At 70.8% G+C, this 17,581-nt stretch carries 19 protein-coding genes and 1 riboswitch; of the genes, 12 read left to right on the forward strand and 7 right to left on the reverse strand.

What is annotated here, in order from left to right; genetic code table 11:
- Nucleotides 1-153: 153 nt before the first annotated feature.
- Genes JJ683_RS09235 through JJ683_RS09245 form a run of 3 tightly spaced genes read left to right on the forward strand, consistent with a single transcriptional unit; the run spans nt 154 to nt 1,639 of the window.
- On the forward strand, nt 154-471 hold the full coding sequence (locus JJ683_RS09235) for a YbaB/EbfC family nucleoid-associated protein (RefSeq protein ID WP_200173399.1): 318 nt from the start codon (nt 154-156) through the stop codon (nt 469-471).
- Nucleotides 472-488: 17 nt separating this feature from the next.
- Entirely contained in the window at nt 489-1,112 is a 624-nt protein-coding gene (gene recR / locus JJ683_RS09240) for a recombination mediator RecR (RefSeq protein ID WP_200173401.1), read from the forward strand.
- Between the two features lie 8 nt (nt 1,113-1,120).
- Complete coding sequence (locus JJ683_RS09245) at nt 1,121-1,639, forward strand: uridine kinase family protein (RefSeq protein WP_200173403.1); 519 nt, start codon at nt 1,121-1,123, stop codon at nt 1,637-1,639.
- A 17-nt stretch (nt 1,640-1,656) separates the two neighbouring features.
- Here JJ683_RS09245 and JJ683_RS09250 read toward each other — a convergent pair whose 3' ends face one another.
- The 3 genes from JJ683_RS09250 to leuA form a co-directional block, all read right to left on the reverse strand.
- Nucleotides 1,657-2,487 (reverse strand): type 1 glutamine amidotransferase, encoded by an 831-nt coding sequence (locus tag JJ683_RS09250; protein ID WP_200173467.1) that lies wholly within the window; start codon nt 2,485-2,487, stop codon nt 1,657-1,659.
- Nucleotides 2,488-2,516: 29 nt separating this feature from the next.
- Nucleotides 2,517-3,824, reverse strand: a complete 1,308-nt coding sequence (locus JJ683_RS09255) for a MurT ligase domain-containing protein (RefSeq protein ID WP_200173406.1) — start codon at nt 3,822-3,824, stop codon at nt 2,517-2,519.
- Nucleotides 3,825-3,885: 61 nt separating this feature from the next.
- The gene (gene leuA / locus JJ683_RS09260) at nt 3,886-5,697 is read right to left on the reverse strand and encodes a 2-isopropylmalate synthase (protein WP_200173409.1); all 1,812 of its coding nucleotides are present in this window, start codon (nt 5,695-5,697) and stop codon (nt 3,886-3,888) included.
- Between the two features lie 377 nt (nt 5,698-6,074).
- On the opposite strand from leuA, the gene JJ683_RS09265 reads away from it, so the two are divergent.
- On the forward strand, nt 6,075-7,040 hold the full coding sequence (locus tag JJ683_RS09265; protein WP_200173411.1) for an esterase/lipase family protein: 966 nt from the start codon (nt 6,075-6,077) through the stop codon (nt 7,038-7,040).
- A gap of 166 nt (nt 7,041-7,206) precedes the next feature.
- Nucleotides 7,207-8,673, forward strand: a complete 1,467-nt coding sequence (locus tag JJ683_RS09270; protein ID WP_200173413.1) for a catalase — start codon at nt 7,207-7,209, stop codon at nt 8,671-8,673.
- Between the two features lie 21 nt (nt 8,674-8,694).
- Here JJ683_RS09270 and metA read toward each other — a convergent pair whose 3' ends face one another.
- A complete protein-coding gene (gene metA / locus JJ683_RS09275) occupies nt 8,695-9,606 on the reverse strand; it encodes a homoserine O-acetyltransferase MetA (protein ID WP_200173415.1) in 912 nt (303 codons plus the stop codon).
- Nucleotides 9,607-9,652: 46 nt separating this feature from the next.
- Nucleotides 9,653-10,315: a nitroreductase family protein gene (locus JJ683_RS09280; protein ID WP_200173417.1), complete on the reverse strand. Its 663-nt coding sequence runs from the start codon at nt 10,313-10,315 to the stop codon at nt 9,653-9,655.
- A gap of 209 nt (nt 10,316-10,524) precedes the next feature.
- Between JJ683_RS09280 and JJ683_RS09285 the strand changes: the two genes are divergently transcribed.
- The 3 genes from JJ683_RS09285 (at nt 10,525) to JJ683_RS09295 (ending at nt 13,930) form a co-directional block, all read left to right on the forward strand.
- Nucleotides 10,525-11,790, forward strand: coding sequence for an aspartate kinase (locus JJ683_RS09285; RefSeq protein ID WP_200173419.1), 1,266 nt, complete (start codon nt 10,525-10,527; stop codon nt 11,788-11,790).
- A 5-nt stretch (nt 11,791-11,795) separates the two neighbouring features.
- Nucleotides 11,796-12,833: an aspartate-semialdehyde dehydrogenase gene (locus tag JJ683_RS09290; RefSeq protein ID WP_200173421.1), complete on the forward strand. Its 1,038-nt coding sequence runs from the start codon at nt 11,796-11,798 to the stop codon at nt 12,831-12,833.
- A 107-nt stretch (nt 12,834-12,940) separates the two neighbouring features.
- On the forward strand, nt 12,941-13,930 hold the full coding sequence (locus tag JJ683_RS09295) for a patatin-like phospholipase family protein (protein WP_200173423.1): 990 nt from the start codon (nt 12,941-12,943) through the stop codon (nt 13,928-13,930).
- Between the two features lie 12 nt (nt 13,931-13,942).
- Here the strand turns inward: JJ683_RS09295 and JJ683_RS19655 are convergent, their stop codons facing one another.
- The gene (locus JJ683_RS19655) at nt 13,943-14,935 is read right to left on the reverse strand and encodes an asparaginase (RefSeq protein WP_200173489.1); all 993 of its coding nucleotides are present in this window, start codon (nt 14,933-14,935) and stop codon (nt 13,943-13,945) included.
- Nucleotides 14,932-15,915, reverse strand: a complete 984-nt coding sequence (locus tag JJ683_RS09305) for a pirin family protein (protein WP_200173425.1) — start codon at nt 15,913-15,915, stop codon at nt 14,932-14,934. The genes JJ683_RS19655 and JJ683_RS09305 overlap by 4 nt, the downstream gene beginning before the upstream one ends.
- Before the next feature lie 126 nt (nt 15,916-16,041).
- Here JJ683_RS09305 and JJ683_RS09310 point away from each other — a divergent pair, with 126 nt between their 5' ends.
- From JJ683_RS09310 to JJ683_RS09325, 4 genes are all read left to right on the forward strand, one after another.
- A complete protein-coding gene (locus tag JJ683_RS09310) occupies nt 16,042-16,254 on the forward strand; it encodes a dodecin (RefSeq protein WP_182347345.1) in 213 nt (70 codons plus the stop codon).
- Between the two features lie 34 nt (nt 16,255-16,288).
- Nucleotides 16,289-16,370: riboswitch (Fluoride riboswitch) on the forward strand.
- A 14-nt stretch (nt 16,371-16,384) separates the two neighbouring features.
- Entirely contained in the window at nt 16,385-16,864 is a 480-nt protein-coding gene (locus tag JJ683_RS09315) for a fluoride efflux transporter FluC (RefSeq protein WP_200173427.1), read from the forward strand.
- Nucleotides 16,861-17,229, forward strand: coding sequence for a fluoride efflux transporter CrcB (gene crcB / locus JJ683_RS09320; protein ID WP_200173429.1), 369 nt, complete (start codon nt 16,861-16,863; stop codon nt 17,227-17,229). The genes JJ683_RS09315 and crcB overlap by 4 nt, the downstream gene beginning before the upstream one ends.
- 41 nt (nt 17,230-17,270) lie before the next feature.
- Nucleotides 17,271-17,486, forward strand: a complete 216-nt coding sequence (locus JJ683_RS09325; RefSeq protein ID WP_200173431.1) for a hypothetical protein — start codon at nt 17,271-17,273, stop codon at nt 17,484-17,486.
- Nucleotides 17,487-17,581: the final 95 nt, after the last annotated feature.

Here is a 17,581-nt window from a genome sequence, read left to right on the forward strand (position 1 = left end):
GAACGCTACGACTCCCGTCGCCGTGCCGTGCGCGCACCCCCGCCTACCGGCCGGGCGTGGCCGACCGGGTGCGGCGGCTACGCTGGTGGCCGAGTTTCCCGACGAGAGGACCGCGCCGAAATGCAACCTGGAGACCCGACGCAGCCCGGAGGAATGCCGGACATGCAGCAGCTCATGGCCCAGGCCCAGCAGATGCAGCAGCAGATGATCCAGGCCCAGCAGCAGCTCGCGGAGAGGCAGGTGGAGGGCCAGGCGGGCGGCGGGCTGGTCAAGGCGACGGTCACCGGCACCGGCGAGCTGCAGTCGATCCTCATCGACCCGTCCGTCATCGACCCCGCCGACGCGGAGACGCTGCAGGACCTCGTCGTCGGCGCCGTGCACGACGCCTCGGCGAACGCGCAGAAGACGGCCGCCGAGCTGATGGGCCCACTTGCGGGGCCCCTCGGCGACATCGGCCTGCCCGGCTTCTAGCGACAGCGGGTCGCTGCATGTACGAGGGTCCGGTACAGGATCTCATCGACGAGCTGGGCAAGCTGCCCGGCATCGGGCCCAAGAGCGCCCAGCGGATCGCCTTCCACATGCTCACCGTGGAACCGGCGGACATCGACAGGCTCCTGGCGTCTCTGCGGAAGGTGCGCGAGGGCGTCCGGTACTGCGTCGAATGCGGCACGGTCGCGGACGGCGAACGCTGCCGCATCTGCCAGGACCCCCGCCGCGACCGCACCCGCATCTGCGTCGTCGAGGAACCCAAGGACGTGCCCGCCATCGAGCGGACCCGCGAGTTCAAGGGGCTCTACCACGTGCTGGGCGGTGCGCTGAACCCGCTCGACGGCATCGGCCCCGACCAGCTGCGCGTGCGCGAACTGCTGCAGCGGCTCGGCGGCGCCGCGCCGGGGCCGGACGGTGCGACGACGGAGGTTGCCGAGGTGATCATCGCCACCGACCCCAACACCGAGGGGGAGGCCACTGCGACGTATCTGGTGCGGATGCTGCGCGACTTCCCCGGGCTGTCTGTGAGCCGCCTGGCGTCCGGGCTGCCCATGGGATCCGATCTCGAGTACGCCGACGAGATGACGCTGGGACGCGCGCTCACCGGGCGCCGGGTGCTTTAGGCGCCCGCGTGGTTCTCCAGGTGTGGGCGGTGGACGGGCCCTCGGGGTCCGGGAAGACCGTCTTCGCCGATGCCCTCGTGGCCCGGCTGCGCGGCGCGGGCCGGGATGTGGCGTTGGTGCGGGCAGACGACTTCGCGACGTGGGACGCCCCGGCGTCGTGGTGGCCGCGGCTGGTGGCCGGGGTGCTCCGGCCGCTGGAACAGGGACGCCCCGGCGGGTATCGGCGCGTCGAGTGGCGGAGGCCGTCGGAGCACGCGCCCGCCGTGCCGCGGCCGGGGGAGTGGGTGGACGTGCCGGTGCCGGAGGTCCTCGTGCTCGAGGGGGTGACCACCTCCCGACGCGCGATGGCCGGACGGCTGGACCGGGCCTTCTGGGTGCAGTGGGGGGACGAGGCCGCGCGACTCGAGCGTGCTGTCGCCCGCGACGGTGAGGAGTGCCGCGCGCACCTGGAACGTTGGCAGCGTTTCGAGCGCGGCTGGTTCGCCGTCGACGACACGCGGTCGCGGTGTGAGCGGGCGGAACCCTGACCCACGCAAGCCCCGCTCTACCGTGCCGCCAGACGCTCCGTGCGCAGCGCGTCGACGTCGGGAATCTCCAGCGGCGCAAGCGCGGCGGGGTCGACGCCCAGGGCACGGGCGATGAGCAGATCCGCCAGCTCCGGGTTGCGCGCGAGCACGGGGCCGTGCATGTAGGTGGCGACGAGCGACCCCTGGACGGCGCCCTCGAACAGCGTCTCGTCCGCGCCCGTCTCACCCGCGTCCGCCCGCTTGTTGCCGGTACCGCGCAGGACCCGGCCGAGCGGTTGCGCACCGGACCCCAGCGTGGTGTTGCCGCCGTGGTTCTCGAACCCGGTGAGGGTGGCGGTGAGCCCGTCGACCAGTGGAGCGGAGGCCACCTCGCCGATGATGCGGCCGGGGGCATGTCGGGGCGTGACCAGCCCGCGGGCGACGAGCGCGTGCGACAGGCGGCCACCCGCCTCCGGCCGCCCGGGCTCGGTGGTCGCATCCAGCAAGCCCAGGCCGTCGATCCTGCGCACCGTGCCGCCGGGGCCGTCGGAGGCCGTGAACCACTCGCCCATCACCTGTAGCCCGGCGCACACTGCCAGAACGGGGGCACCGCGGTGCACCGCCCGCTGCAGGCCGGGGTGGGCCGTCATGTGGCGGGCGGCCAGCCGCTGCGCAGCGTCCTCCCCGCCGCCGAGGGCGTAGACGTCGAGGGAGTCGGGCACCGGCTCCCCGAACCCGGTGGCGACGATTTCCGCGCGGTGTCCGCGCATGCGCAGCCGCTGGCGCAGCACCACCGCGTTGCCGCCGTCGCCGTAGGTGCCGAGCACGTCCGGCAGGATCAGGCCGATCCGGACGGTGGAGTCGCCCATTACCGAATCATCCGGTCCCGTGCGACTGCTCATCGTGCCGCCTCCTCGCGCTCCAGCGCCCGGTCGAGTCCAGACAACGCCGTGTAGTTGGCGAGCACCTCCACCCGGCCGGGCGGGCACCGGTCGACCGCCCGCAGCACGTTCTTCTCCAGGGTGTGCTCGACGCCCGCGTAAGCCAGGCGCACTGCCAGGTCGGTCCCGCGCTCGCCGGCCGCCACGATGGGGGCCGAGTTGCCGGCCAGCGCTTCGAAGTCGACATCCCACAGCCATGACAGGTCCTCGCCGTCGGGGACCTGCCCGTTGACGGCGATGACGAGGCCATCGGCGGCCTTGTCCGACATCGACAGCGCCTCCTGCCATCCGGCGGGGTTCTTGGCCAGCAGCATGCGCAGCCGGTGGGGGCCGCGCTGCACCGCCCGGTAGCGGCCCGCCACCTCGGTGACCGTTCCGACGGCGCGTGCGGCATCGGCGGGGGGCACTCCGACGGCGACGGCGGCCGCCACGGCCTGCGCGGCGTTGCCCAGGTTCGCTCGCCCGGGGATCCGCAGCCCGAGAGTGGCGGTGAACCCCTCCGGTCCGGACAGCACGTCGCCGTCCACGGACCAGTCGGCCTGCGGGCGGGCGAGGGTACAACCGGAGCAGTGCCAGGCGGGGTGCGGGTCGTGAGCGGGCCCGGCCTCCGCGTCCGGGCGGACGATCGGCTCGCCGCATCGCGGGCATCCGGCCGAGTCGTTGGTCCAGCCGGCGCCGGCCGCCACCCACACCACGTCGGGCGCGTCGAATGCGACGGAACTGACGAGGACGTCGTCGGCGTTGGCGACGAGGACGGCCCCGGGGTGCCGGGCGAGCCCCTCGCGCAGGCGCCGCTCCACGGCGTTGATCTCGCCGACGCGGTCGAGTTGGTCCCGGCTGAGGTTGAGCAGGACGACGGCCGACGGTGCGACGGCGTCGGCGACGTGCGGGACGTGCAGCTCGTCCACCTCGAGGGCGGCCGTGGACGCTGCGGGCGCCTCGCCGAGCGCGGCCACCAGCCCTGCGTCCATGTTGGCGCCGTCGGCGTTGGTGGCCACCGGGCCCAGCGACGACAACGCCGCGGCGACCATCCTGTTGGTGGTGGACTTGCCGTTGGTGCCGGTGACGAGCACCGTCCGCTTGCCCGCGCCGAGCTGCCCCATGATCGAGCGGTCCACCTGCAGCGCGATGAGCCCGCCGATCATCGCCCCCTTGCCCCGCCCGGACTTGCGGGACGCCCAGGCGGCGGCCGATGCGATCCGCATCGCCGTCCGCCCGCGGAGAGTCAGTCCGGGGGCCGGGTTTCCGGGGGAGGCATCGGTCATGCCGGAAAGTCTGACACAGCGACCGGCGCCCGCTGCGGGCGCCGGTCGCGGTGTGCGCGTGCTACTTGTGGGCGCGGTTGACCGCCGAGATCACCGCGCGCAGCGAGGCCACGGTGATCGACGGCGCGAGGCCGACGCCCCAGAACACCTTGGTCTCGCCGTCGGGGCACTCCACGGCGCATTCCAGGTAGGCGGCGGCCATCGCGTCGTCGCCGGCGGACATCGCGTGCTCGCTGTAGTCCAGGACACGCACGTTGTAGTCGGCGGTGGCGAGCCCGTCGACCAGGGCGGCGACGGGGCCGTTGCCGAAGCCGTGCAGCTCGCGTTCGACGCCGTCGATCCTGACGGTGGCGATGATCTCGTCGTCATCGCCGTCGCTGCGGGCGGGGGTCAGCTCCTGGGAGATCCGCTCGATGGGCACCTTGCGGTCCAGGTACTCCTCGGCGAAGACGTCCCACATCTCCTTGGGGTTGATCTCGCCGCCCTCGGAATCGGTGAGTCCCTGCACGGTCCGCGAGAACTCGATCTGCAGGCGCCGCGGCAGGTCCAGCCCGTGGTCGGTCTTCATCACGTACGCGATGCCGCCCTTGCCGGACTGCGAGTTGACGCGGATGACGGCCTCGTACGTGCGGCCCACGTCCTTGGGGTCCACAGGCAGATAGGGGACCTGCCAGACGATGTCGTCGATGTCCTTGTCCGCGGCGTCGGCGTCGGACTTCATCGCGTCGAAGCCCTTGTTGATTGCGTCCTGGTGGCTGCCGGAGAAAGCGGTGTAGACCAGGTCGCCGCCGTACGGGTGGCGCTCCGGCACGTTCAGCTGGTTGCAGTACTCCACCGTGCGACGGATCTCGTCGATGTCGGAGAAGTCGATCTGCGGATCCACCCCGCGGGTGAACAGGTTCATGCCCAGCGTGACCAGGCAGACGTTGCCGGTGCGCTCGCCGTTTCCGAACAGGCAGCCCTCGATGCGGTCGGCGCCCGCCATGTATCCCAGCTCCGCGGCCCCGACGGCGGTACCGCGGTCGTTGTGGGGGTGCAGGCTCAGGATGATCGCATCACGCCGCGCCAGGTTGTCGCTCATCCACTGGATGGAGTCCGCGTAGACGTTGGGCGTGGCCATCTCCACGGTGGCGGGCAGGTTGACGATCAGCGGGTTCTCCGGCGTCGGTGCGATGATCGCGCTGACGGCGTCGCAGATCTCCTTGGCGTAGGAGAGCTCGGTGCCCGTGTAGGACTCCGGCGAGTACTCGAATCGCCAATGGGTGTCCGGATACTTGGCGGCCTCTTCGAGCACCTTGTGCGCCGCGTCGGTGGCGATCGCGGTGATGGCGGGCTTGTCCGCCTTGAACACCACGCGGCGCTGCAGGATCGAGGTGGAGTTGTAGAAGTGCACGATGGCGTTTGCGGCGCCCTCGCAGGCCTCGAAGGTGCGCTCGATCAGTTCCGGGCGGCTCTGCGTGAGCACCTGGATGGTGACGTCGTCGGGGATGGCGCCGTCCTCGATGATCTCGCGGACGAAGTCGAAGTCGGTCTGGCTGGCGGCGGGGAAGCCCACCTCGATCTCCTTGTACCCCATGCGCACGAGCAGCTCGAACATGCGGCGCTTGCGGGCGGGGGTCATCGGGTCGATCAAGGCTTGGTTGCCGTCCCGCAGGTCCACGGCGCACCACAGCGGCGCGCGGTCTATCACCGCGCCCGGCCAGCGGCGCGCGTCGAGCGTGATCTCCTCCACCTCGTCCGCGAACGAGCGGTAGCGGTAGGCGGGCATCGACGAGCCGCGCTGGGTGTTCCAGGCGGGCTGATCGGCGGGGGCCGGGCGACTGGGGGTGACGATGTTGCGCCGGCCGGCGGTGAAGGCGTCTGCGGAAGTCATGATGGGATTCTCCCTGTGTGCGGGGCACGGGCGCGGGTGGGCCCGCGACTGGTGACGGTGAGACCGACGTGCCGAGAAAAGCGGGGGCGGACCCTTGTGGGCTCATCCACCCGAGCGCGGCATGGCCGTGATGACTCTGGCATCGAAGACGGCATGGAAAAGGGCCCGCGACGGGGAGCCGGTCTGGTGGTCAGACCCCGCCGCGGCACTCAAGGAGAAGCACGCGCTGCATGCCGCAGAGTGTACGCCTTCGGTCACCGGATCCCGGAGCGGTGTCTGGCGAACGCGCCGATGAGGGGGCGCTGAAACCGTCCCGGCGGCGCCCGGCGCTGCTAGCCTGACGGACGGCCGTGTCCGTGCAGGGGGTCGGAGGACCGTTGAAACCCAGGCTCACCGTCATCGCAGTGCTGCTCGCAGCGGCGCTGACCGCGCTCGTCCTGCCCGCCGGGGCGGCCGCCGCGCCGGCCCCACTGCCGGTGCCGCATGACTTCTACGGCGGCATCGGCGCCGAGGCGGCCGACCCGGGTGGTTCGCTGCCGGGGACGAACGACTGGTCGTGCCGGCCCACCGCCGCGCACCCGCGCCCCGTGGTGCTGGTGCACGGGCTGCTGGCGAACCGGCAGACCAACTGGACCACCTACGCCCCGCTGCTGCACAACGAGGGGTACTGCGTCTACGCGCTGACGTGGGGGACCCTGCCGGGGTTGAGCTGGCCCCTGAGCGCGATGGGCGGGCTGGCACCGATGGAGGACGGTGCGGCGCAGCTGTCGGGGTTCGTCGATCAGGTGCTCGCGGCGACCGGAGCGGAGAGGGTCGATATCGTCTCGCACTCGACCGGCACGCTGATGCCCGACTACTATGTGAAGTTCCTTGGCGGCGCCGCCAAGGTCGACAAGTACGTGGCTCTCACCCCGCTGTGGCGCGGCAACCGCGCGTTCTTCACCGTGGAGATCCTCGACATGGTCCGCCGGCTGGGGCTGACGGATCTGCAGAAGCAGACCTTCGGCCGGGTGTGCGCCTCGTGCCTTGAGATGGCGGCGGGCAGTGAGTTCATCGAGAAGATCAACGAGGGCGGCGGGCCGTACGCGCCGGGGGTGACGTACACCAACATCGCCACCCGCTACGACGAGCTCGTCTCGCCGTACACGTCGGGCCTGGTCCCGGGGCCGGGCGTCACCAATGTCGTCGTGCAGGACGCGTGCCCCACCGACTTCTCCGAACACGCCGCGATGGGTGCCTCCCCGGTCGCGGCCGGGTACGTGCTCAACGCACTCGACCCCGACCATCCGCGGCCCGTGCCGTGCACGACGGTCGCCCCGTTCACCGGCACGCCCGTCGGGTGAGGCACGCGGGGCTGTTCCGCGGCCACCGAACCGGGTAATGCGACAGTGCACGGGCGCCGGATGCACGAGGATGGACAGGGTACGGTGCGACGTGTCGAGTTCGCGAAACCGCGTGCGCCCCCGATGGATTCGCACAAGGTCCACTCACCCGAGGAGACGCCCCGCAATGACCGCCAACGACGACAATTCCGCCGACCCGACCAGGCTCACCACCGCGGTCGGTGCGCCGGTGCCGAACAACCAGGACGTGCAGACGGCCGGCCCGCGCGGTCCGCAGCTGCTGCAGGACGTGTGGTTCCTGGAGAAGCTCGCGCACTTCGACCGCGAGGTGATCCCGGAGCGTCGCATGCACGCCAAGGGCTCCGGCGCGTTCGGCACGTTCACCGTCACCGGCGACATCACGCGCTACACCCGCGCGAAGATCTTCTCGGAGATCGGCAAGAAGACCGAGCTTTTCGCGCGGTTCTCCACCGTGGCGGGCGAGCGCGGCGCCGCCGACGCGGAGCGCGACATCCGCGGCTTCGCCGTGAAGTTCTACACCGAGGAAGGCAACTGGGACCTCGTCGGCAACAACACCCCTGTCTTCTTCTTCCGCGACCCGCTGAAGTTCCCAGACCTCAACCACGCAGTGAAGCGCGATCCACGCACCAACATGCGCAGCGCGGAGAACAACTGGGACTTCTGGACACGGCTCCCCGAGTCGCTGCACCAGGTGACGATCGTGATGAGCGACCGCGGCCTCCCCGACGGCTACCGACATATGCACGGCTTCGGTTCGCACACCTTCAGCCTCATCAACGCCGACGGCGAGCGCTTCTGGGTCAAGTTCCACCACGTGTGCCGGCAGGGCATCAAGAACCTCACCGACGAAGAGGCGGCGGCCGTCGTCGCCGGCGACCGTGAGTCCAGCCAGCGCGACCTCTATGAGGCGATCGAGCGCGGCGAGTACCCCAAGTGGACGCTGTGCGTGCAGGTGATGCCGGAAGCGGACGCCGAGAAAGTGCCGTACCACCCGTTCGACCTGACCAAGGTGTGGCCCAAGGCCGACTACCCGCTGATCGAGGTGGGCGAGTGGGAGCTGAACCGCAACGCGGACAACTACTTCGCGGAAGTCGAGCAGGCCGCGTTCAATCCGGCGCACGTGGTGCCGGGCATCGGGTTCTCCCCGGACCGCATGCTGCAGGGGCGCCTGTTCTCCTACGGCGACGCGCAGCGTTACCGCCTGGGCGTCAACAATTACCAGATCCCGGTCAACCAGCCGCGCTGCCCGGTGGGCAACTTCCATCGCGACGGGACGATGCGGGTGGACGGCAATCAAGGGGCGACCAAGCACTACGAGCCCAACGGTGATGGGCTGTGGCAGGAGCAGCCGGGATATGCCGAGCCGCCGCAGACGGTCGGGGCGGTGGCGGACCGGTTCGACTTCCGCGCCGATGACGACGATTACTTCTCGCAGCCGCGGGCGCTGTTCAATCTGATGGACGCAGGGCAGAAGCAGGCGCTGTTCGACAACACCGCGCGCGCCATCACGGGGGCCTCGTCGGCAACAGTCGAGCGGCACATCGCAAACTGCACTGCGTGCGATCCCGCCTACGGCGACGGGGTGCGCGCGGCCGTCGACGCGCTGGGGTGAACGGTCGGCCACGACTGATCGTCACGCCGTGGGATCGAACGGGGTCTCCTGGTACACGCAGTAGTTGAGCCAGTTCGCGAACAGCAGATGGCCGTGCCCGCGCCACCGGTTCACCGGCCGGGCCGCCGGGTCGTCGTCCGGGAAGTAGTGCGCCGGGACGGGCACCGGCAAACCCTGTTTGCGGTCACGCGCGTATTCACGGGCCAGGGTGTCCGCGTCGTACTCCGGATGGCCGGTGACGAACACCTGCCGACCGTCCGGAGTGGCCGCGAGGAAGACTCCGGCCTCGTCGCTGCGCGCCAGCACGTCGACCTCGCCGGTGGCCTCGACGTCGACGGCGCGGACGTCGGTGTACCGCGAGTGCGGGGCCAGGAACTCGTCGTCGAAGCCGGTGACTACCGCCGACGGCCGACCGGTCAGCCGATGGTCGAATACCCCCGACAGCTTCTGGGGCATCTCGTGTTTGCCCACCCCGTAGTGCCGGTACAGCGCGGCCTGGGCGCCCCAGCACACGTGGAGGGTGGACTGGACGTGGGTGCGCGACCAGTCAAGGATCCGGGTCAGCTCCGGCCAGTAGTCGACCTGCTCGAAGTCGAGCCGTTCGACCGGGGCTCCGGTGATGATCAGTCCGTCGAAGTGCTGCCCCGACACGTCGTCGAACGTCGAGTAGAACGCGTCGAGGTGTGCGGCCGAAGTGGTGCGCGAGACATGGCTGGCCATGTGCAGCAACGTGATGTCGATCTGCAGCGGAGTGTTGCTCAGCAGCCGCAGCAGTTGCGTCTCGGCGACGACCTTGACGGGCATCAGGTTGACGATCGCGATCCGCAGCGGACGGATGTCTTGGTGTCCGGCGCGCTCGTCGGACATGACGAAGATCCGTTCGGACTCCAGAATCGCCCGGGCCGGCAGGTCGTAGGACATGGTGACAGGCATCGACCACCATTGTATTCCGGTGTGCGCCGTGCATGCGCGGGACTGCTCACGCTTCGGCCGAGAACGGCGCCCCCCACCGCTCTCCGAACACCATGTCCTCCAGCGCCGGTCGCCGACGGGGAGTGCGGTCCCGCTCGACCATCTCCGGGTCCGCGCCACGCTCGGGCCCGAGGTGCCCCAGCGCGATCATCACCAGTGGTTCGAAGACGTCCGGGATCCGCAGGGTCCGCCGCGCCTCGTCCCTGTCGAACCCCGACATCGGGTGCGCGACGAGCCCCATCGACACGGCCTGGAGCGACAACTGCGCCGTCGCCAGGCCGGCGTCGAACATCGCATACGGCAGATCGCCCTTGTCGTTCGCCGTCTGCACGACGCCCAGGAGCAGCGCACCCGCCGACGCCGCCCAGCGCTTGTTCCCGGCGGAGAGCAGCGAGGCGAGCGCCGTGTGCGCGGCGTCGCCGCGGAGCCCGGCGACGAACCGCACGGGGAACGTGCCGCCCCAGGAGGCGGCGACCCGCGCCGACTCGACGGCCGCGAGCAGCTCGTCGGGCGTCACGACGGCGTCGGGGTCGAGGTTGCGCGCGCTCCATCGCTGCGCGATGACCGGGTGGATCCGGACGCCCGAGTCCGCCGACCGGCCGGTATGCGGATCGCGCGGCTGTGCGAGGCGTGACGGTGCGGTGCTGAACTGAACGGGAGTCTTCGGCACGGCCGCATGGTAACCACGCGCAGGTCTGCCGCACCCGCGGTGGTGACCGACGCCTCATCCCGGGGCGGCGTGACGTAGTGCACGCCCCGTGACGCCAGGCTGATGCCGCAGCCCGTCGATCGGTACCCTGGGGCTCTGATTACGACCGATAGAAGCAGTGACCGACCAACGACCAGTGATCGAACCGCACTGTCTGGAGGGACCCCAGCGTGGCAATCGTCGTGCAGAAATACGGCGGATCGTCGGTGGAGAGCGCCGATCGCATCCGGCGCGTCGCCGAGCGGATCGTCGAGACGAAAAAGCAGGGCAACCACGTCGCCGTCGTCGTCTCCGCCATGGGCGATACCACCGATGAGCTCCTGGACCTGGCCCAGCAGGTGAACCCGGTGCCCCCGGCGCGGGAGATGGACATGCTGCTCACCTCGGGTGAGCGTATCTCCAACGCGCTCGTGGCCATGGCGATCAGCTCGATGGGCGCCGAGGCGCGCTCGTTCACCGGCTCGCAGGCCGGCGTGGTCACCACGGCGGCACACGGTAAAGCCAAGATCATCGACGTCACCCCGGGGCGCGTGCAGCAGGCCCTCGACGAGGGGTCGATCGCGATGGTCGCCGGGTTCCAGGGCGTCAGCCAGGACACCAAGGACGTGACCACGCTGGGCCGCGGCGGGTCCGACACCACGGCCGTCGCCCTGGCCGCGGCACTCGACGCCGATGTGTGCGAGATCTACTCGGACGTCGACGGCGTCTACACGGCCGACCCGCGGATCGTGCCCGACGCGAAGAAGCTCGACAACATCTCGTTCGAAGAGATGCTGGAGATGGCGGCCTGCGGGTCCAAGGTGCTCATGCTCCGCTGCGTGGAATACGCGCGCGGCGCGAACCTGCCCATCCACGTCCGCTCGTCATACACCGACAAGCCGGGCACCATGGTGTCCGGATCGATGGAGGATATCCCCGTGGAAGAAGCCGTCCTCACCGGCGTCGCACACGATCGCGACGAGTCGCAGGTCACCGTGCAGGGACTACCCGATTCGCCGGGATACGCCGCCAGCCTGTTCCGTGTGGTCGCCGACGCCGACATCAACATCGACATGGTGCTGCAGAACGTCTCCGAGGTGGAGACCGGCAAGACCGACATCACCTTCACACTGCCCACCGACGACACCGCCAAGTGCGTCGAGGCCCTCACCGCGGCCAAGGACCGGATCGGGTTCCGCAACGTGGTGTTCGACGACCACATCGGCAAGGTGTCGCTGGTGGGCGCGGGCATGAAGAGCCACCCGGGCGTGACGGCCACCTTCTTCGAGGCGCTCGCCCAGGCCGGCATCAACATCGACCTGATCTCCACCTCCGAGATCCGCATCTCGGTACTTGTCAAGGACACCGACGTGGACGAGGCCGTCCGCGTCGTGCACAAGGCCTTCGACCTGGGCGGCGACGAGCCCGCCAAGGTCTATGCCGGAACGGGGCGCTGATTCCGATGACCACACTCGCAGTTGTAGGAGCCACCGGCCAGGTGGGCGTGGTGATGCGCCGCCTGCTCGAGGAGCGGAGCTTCCCCGCCGACAAGGTGCGGTTCTTCGCATCCGCGCGCTCGGCGGGGACGACGCTGCCGTTCCGCGGCGAGGACATCGTCGTGGAGGACACGGCGGCCACTTCCGACGAGGACCTGGCGGGCATCGACATCGCCCTCTTCTCCGCCGGCGGGACGCTGTCGAAGGAGCAGGCGCCGCGGTTCGCGGCCGCCGGTGCAGTCGTGGTCGACAACTCGTCCGCCTGGCGCAAGGACCCCGAAGTGCCGCTGGTGGTGAGCGAGGTCAACCCGGGCGACCTGGCCGACCGGCCCAAGGGCATCATCGCCAACCCCAACTGCACGACCATGGCCGCCATGCCGGTGCTGGGGCCGCTGCACGAGGCGGCCGGGCTCAAGCGGCTCATCGTCTCCACCTACCAGGCCGTGTCCGGTAGCGGGCTCGCCGGAGTCAAGGAGCTGGCTTCGCAGACCCGCGCCGTCATCGACGACGCGGAGAAGCTGGTGCACGACGGTTCCGCCGCCGACTTCCCCGAACCGGACAACTACGTGGCGCCCATCGCGTTCGACGTGGTGGCGCTCGCAGGGGGGCTGGTGGACGACGGTTCCGGCGAGACCGACGAGGACCAGAAGCTGCGCAACGAGTCGCGCCGCATCCTGGGCGTCCCCGAGCTGCTCGTGTCCGGAACCTGCGTGCGCGTGCCGGTGTTCACCGGCCACTCGCTGGCGATCAACGCCGAGTTCGACCGACCCCTGAGCGTCGAGGAGGCGCAGAAGGTGCTGGCGGACGCGCCGGGAGTGGAACTGGTGGAGGTGCCCACCCCGCTGGCAGCTGCGGGCCAGGACAAGTCACTCGTGGGGCGCATCCGCAGCGACGAGGGCGTTCCGGAGGGGCGGGGTCTGGCGTTGTTCGTCTCCGGCGACAATCTGCGCAAGGGCGCCGCGCTCAACACCATCCAGATCGCGGAGCTGCTGGTCAAGGAGTAGCCGCCGGGTATCGACTTGGGTCCCGCACGCCGATCACGTACTTTCTGCCGATTCCGGGAGGAGAATCGGCGGAAAGTACGTGATCGGAGCTGTCTGCGAGGTGCGTCATGACGGACAAGCGAGCCGACCTCGTCTGCGAGGGCGGGGGCGTGCGCGGAATCGGCCTCGTCGGCGCGGTGGACGTGCTCGCCGAGGCCGGATACACGTTTCCGCGCGTGGCGGGGTCCAGTGCGGGGTCGATCGTCGCGGCATTCGTGGCGGCGCTGCAGAAGGCCGGCGAACCGCTCGGCCGCCTCCACGACATCGTCGACGCGATCGACTACACGAAGTTCCAGGACCGCAGCCTCGTCGGCCGCGTCCCGCTTATCGGTTCCATGCTCTCACTGCTCACCGCGGACGGCATCTACGAGGGTGCCCACCTCGAATCCTTTGTGGCGGGCGTGCTGAAGGACCTGGGGGTGCGCACGTTCGGTGATCTGCGGCTGGGCGATGCCGGAGACGCCGGCGGGAACGGACTGGAACGCAAGTACGCGTGGTCCCTCGTGATCACGGCCAGCGACCTCTCCCGGCGCCGGCTGGTGCGCATCCCGTGGGACCTCCCCGCGTACAAGAAGGATCCCGACGAGTTTCCGGTGGCCAAGGCGGTGCGGGCCTCGGCGGCGATCCCGTTCCTGTTCCAACCGGTGCGGGTCTCCGGCGCGACGTGGGTGGACGGCGGGCTCGTGGACGACTTCCCCATCGAGCTGTTCGACAGGCCGAACAGCGCCGAACCGCTGTGGCCCACCTTCGGCATCCGGCTCAGCGCACGCCCGGGTCTGGTGCCGCCGACGCACGCGGTGAGCGGGCCGTTCTCGATTGCCCTGGCGGCCCTCGGAACTCTGCTGAGCAACCAGGACGCGGCCTACATGAACGACCCGTGCACGGTGCGCAGGACGATCTTCGTGCCGTCCGACGCGGTGAGCCCCATCGATTTCGACATCACTGCCGCGCAGGTCGACGCCCTCTACGCCCGGGGCGCGGAGTCCGCGCGCGGATTCCTCGCCGGCTGGGACTTCGCCGAGTACGTGACGCAGTGCCGGCACGGGTTCGCCGGATGATCGGGCGGTCCGTCAGCCGGTGAAGGCCCGCGCCACGTCGCCGGGCCCCGCGCCTGCGCCGAGCAACGCGGCCAGCAGGACTCGGGCCTGGCCGGACCGCAATACCGGGCTGAACACCGCGCCCGCGCCGGCGAGGTCGGCGCCGCCGCCCCCGCCGCCCCCGCCGCCGTAGTCGGCAAAGGCGGGCCCGCAGGGCACCCGTGTGGTGACGACGACGGCGACGCCCGCGGCGACCGCCTCGCGCACGGCCTGCACCACCACGGCATTGGCGTTGCCTGCACCCATCGCCTCGAGCACGAGACCGCGGGCGCCCGCGGCGCGTACGGCGTCGATCGCTGCGGCGTCGGCGCCGGGGTACAGCGCCACGGTGTCCACACGGGGGAGCGGCCCTTCCGATGCCGGCCCGTCTGCGGCCGCGAATGCGGCCAGCCCCCGTCGTCGCGCAGCATCCGCTTCGCGCATGTCAGGCCAGGACTCGAATCCGTCCAACGCTACGGTGCTCGTCTTGCGGGTGCCCCAGACGGGCATGGCCTTTCCGGCGAAGACGATCCGCGCCCCCGGGGAGCCGGGTGCACCGCCTGCGATGTGCAGGGCGAGGAGGAGGTTTCCGGGGCCGTCGGGCTCGGGGTGATCGGCGCCGCGCTGCGCGCCGGTGAACACCACCGGCGCGGCAGTCCGCGCCTGCGCGACCGCCAGGTCGGCGACGAGGGCGGATTCTTCCATCGTGTCGGTGCCGTGCAGCACGACGATGCCGTCAGCGCCCGCGCGCGCCTCGGCCACCGTGCGGGCGGCGATGCCGGCCATGTCGGCGGGCGTCATCGCCGCGCTGTCCATCGCCATCAACCGGTGCGCCGTCACGTGCAGCCGGTGGGGCACGTCGATCCCGGCGAGCAAGGCGTCGGCGCTGCGTCCGGGGGTGAGCGCGCCGGTGGCATCGTGCGTGGCGGCGATGGTGCCACCGGTGGCGAGGACCACCACGCGCGCGGTGGTGCCGGGGCGGGTCACCGGTTGCGGCGCGGTGTGATCCGCGCGTGGGGCAGCGGCGGCGCGGGCAGTCGGTCGATTCCCGCCGGTTCGCGGCCCACGTACCCGTGCACCTCGCCGAAGCGTGCGGAGTGTTGTTGCCATTCCTCGCGGTAGTCGGCGATGTCCTCGTGCGAGCGGCCGACGAAGTTCCACCACATGACGATCTCCTCGCCGAACGGCGGGCCGCCCAGCAGCAGCATGCGGGCGGGGACCTCGCCCAGGTTGGTGATCCGCAGCGTCGACCTGCCTGCGGCCGCGAAGCCGAGTTCGGCACGCCCCAGGCCGGTCCCGCCGAACTCGACCGCGCCAGTGTCCACGAGAAGGCCGTGCTCGAACGCCGGGTCGACATCGAGCTCGGCGCTCGCGCCCACGGGCAGCAGCAGCTCGGCTCCCAACAGTGGGGTCGCCGTCTGCACCGGCGACTCCGACCCCACGAGCGCACCGAGGAACACCCGGGCGGTGACCTGCCCCGCGCGGACCGGATCGGGGACGAAGTGCGCGAAATCGCGCGGGCCGTCGCGGTGCGCGTCCGGCAGCGCGATCCACAGCTGCGCGCCGTGCAGCACGGTGGTGGACGCGGTGGACACCTCGGAGTGGCAGATGCCGCGGCCCGCGGTCATCAGGTTCAACTCGCCCGGCCGCACCATCGCGTGCACGCCCGAGCTGTCCCGGTGCTCGATCTCGCCGGTGAACAGCCAGCTCGCCGTCTGCAGCCCGGTGTGCGGGTGCGGCGGGACGTCCATGCCGCCGGAGACGGACACGTCGTCCGGCCCGTAGTGGTCGAGGAAGCACCACGCGCCGATCAGCGACCGCTTACGCTGCGGAAGGGTGCGCCGCACCGTCATCGCGCGGGGCCCACCCAACGGGACGTCCCGGGAGGAGATAACTTCGATCGTGTGCGCAGGCGGATCCTCCGCTCCGCACACCACCTCCGGTGGATGCGCCTCGACGTTGCTCATGCCCCGATGCTGCCAGAGAACGTGGCACGCGTGCGGTCGAATCCGGACCCGCCGCGGCCCGGGCTGCAGTAGCGTCGGAGCAGAACGCTGCACGCTCCGGGCGATTCGCCGAGGAAGGTGATCACGATGGGTTCAGAGGGGCACGTTTATCGGATGACGGAGGTTGTCGGTTCCTCGCCGGACGGCACCGACGCGGCCATCCGCAACGCCGTCGCCAAGGCGTCGGAGACCATCCGCAACATCGGATGGTTCGAGGTGGTGGAGACCCGCGGTTACGTCGAGGACGACGCGGTGGCGTACATGCAGGTGACTCTGAAGATCGGTTTCCGCGTGGACTGACCGCCTCTGCGGCGGGCCTCCGGCAGCGGTTATGCTCGGATGCGGCGATGGAACTCCGCCGAGGCCGCGCGTCGGCCTGAACCGCCCCGACCGGGGCTGATGGCTCCTTCCCTCAGAGGAAAGGAGACCTGTGTCCACAGCACCGCATCGCAGGGCGGCCCTCGCTGTTCTGGTCGCCGCGGGCGGTCTCGTCGGCACTTTCGCGCGTCACGGCCTGGACGTGCTCTTCCCCGACGACCCGGGGCAATGGCCGGTGACGACGTTCGTCGTCAACATCACCGGGGCATTCCTGCTGGGCATGCTGCTCGAAGCGCTCACCAGGTATAGGCGCGGCGCACCGGGGGGTCCGAGCGCGGATGGCCGATGGCCGACGTACGTACGTTTGGGCGTGGGCACCGGAATGCTGGGGGCCTTCACCACCTACAGCACGCTCGCGGTGGACACCGACCTGCTGCTGCACCGGGGGTCAGCGGGATCCGCCGTGTCCTATGCGCTCGCCACGGTCCTGGTCGGCGCCGTCGCCTGCGCGCTCGGCATCGCGGCGGGGGCACGGCTGGGGCAGCGTGTCGGCGGCCCGCCCGCGGCGGCCCCGGGGCGTGACCGGTCATGACGACGCTCTGGGTCGCGCTCGCCGGCGGCGGGGGAGCCACGGCGCGGTTCCTCCTGGACGGCGCCATCACATCGCGACGCGCGCTGCGGTTCCCGTGGGCGACGTTCACGATCAACGTGCTCGGTTCGCTGCTGCTCGGATATCTCACGGGGCTAGTCCTGTTCCAGGATGCGTCGACGGGGCTCACCGTCATCGCGGGCGCGGGATTCTGCGGCGGATTCACCACGTTCAGCACCGCGAGCGTGGAAACGGTCCGCCTGCTGGAGGCGCGCCGCTATACGGCGGGGCTGGCGAACGTCGCCGGGACGCTCGTCGTCACGGCGGGCGTTGCGGCCCTCGGCCTGTGGCTGGCCTCGGTGCCGTAGCGGCGGACGGCGAGAGGGGAGACGGCGAGAGGGGAGACGGGATGGACAGGGACGACCGGTGCATCGTGGTGGGGTTCGACCGGCGGCCCGCCGGACGCGCCGCGTTGGCGAAGGCCGCGGAGATCGCGGGGATGCTGGGGGCGCCGCGGGCGGGCCTGGCGGCGGCGATGGAACGGCTCCTGGGTGACGCCGTCGCGGTGCAATTGCTCCGGCACGGCCACCGCCCGGTCCTGCTCGTACCGGAACTCTCCCGGTGAGCGCCCCGACCGCATCGGCGTTCCCGCGCACCGCCTGTGCAAACGGTACGGGTAGGCGATGATGGGGAGGTGGCGGATGACACGGACTCCTCGGC

It is taken from the genome of Tomitella cavernea (genome assembly GCF_016599145.1).
Lineage (GTDB): Bacteria > Actinomycetota > Actinomycetes > Mycobacteriales > Mycobacteriaceae > Tomitella > Tomitella cavernae.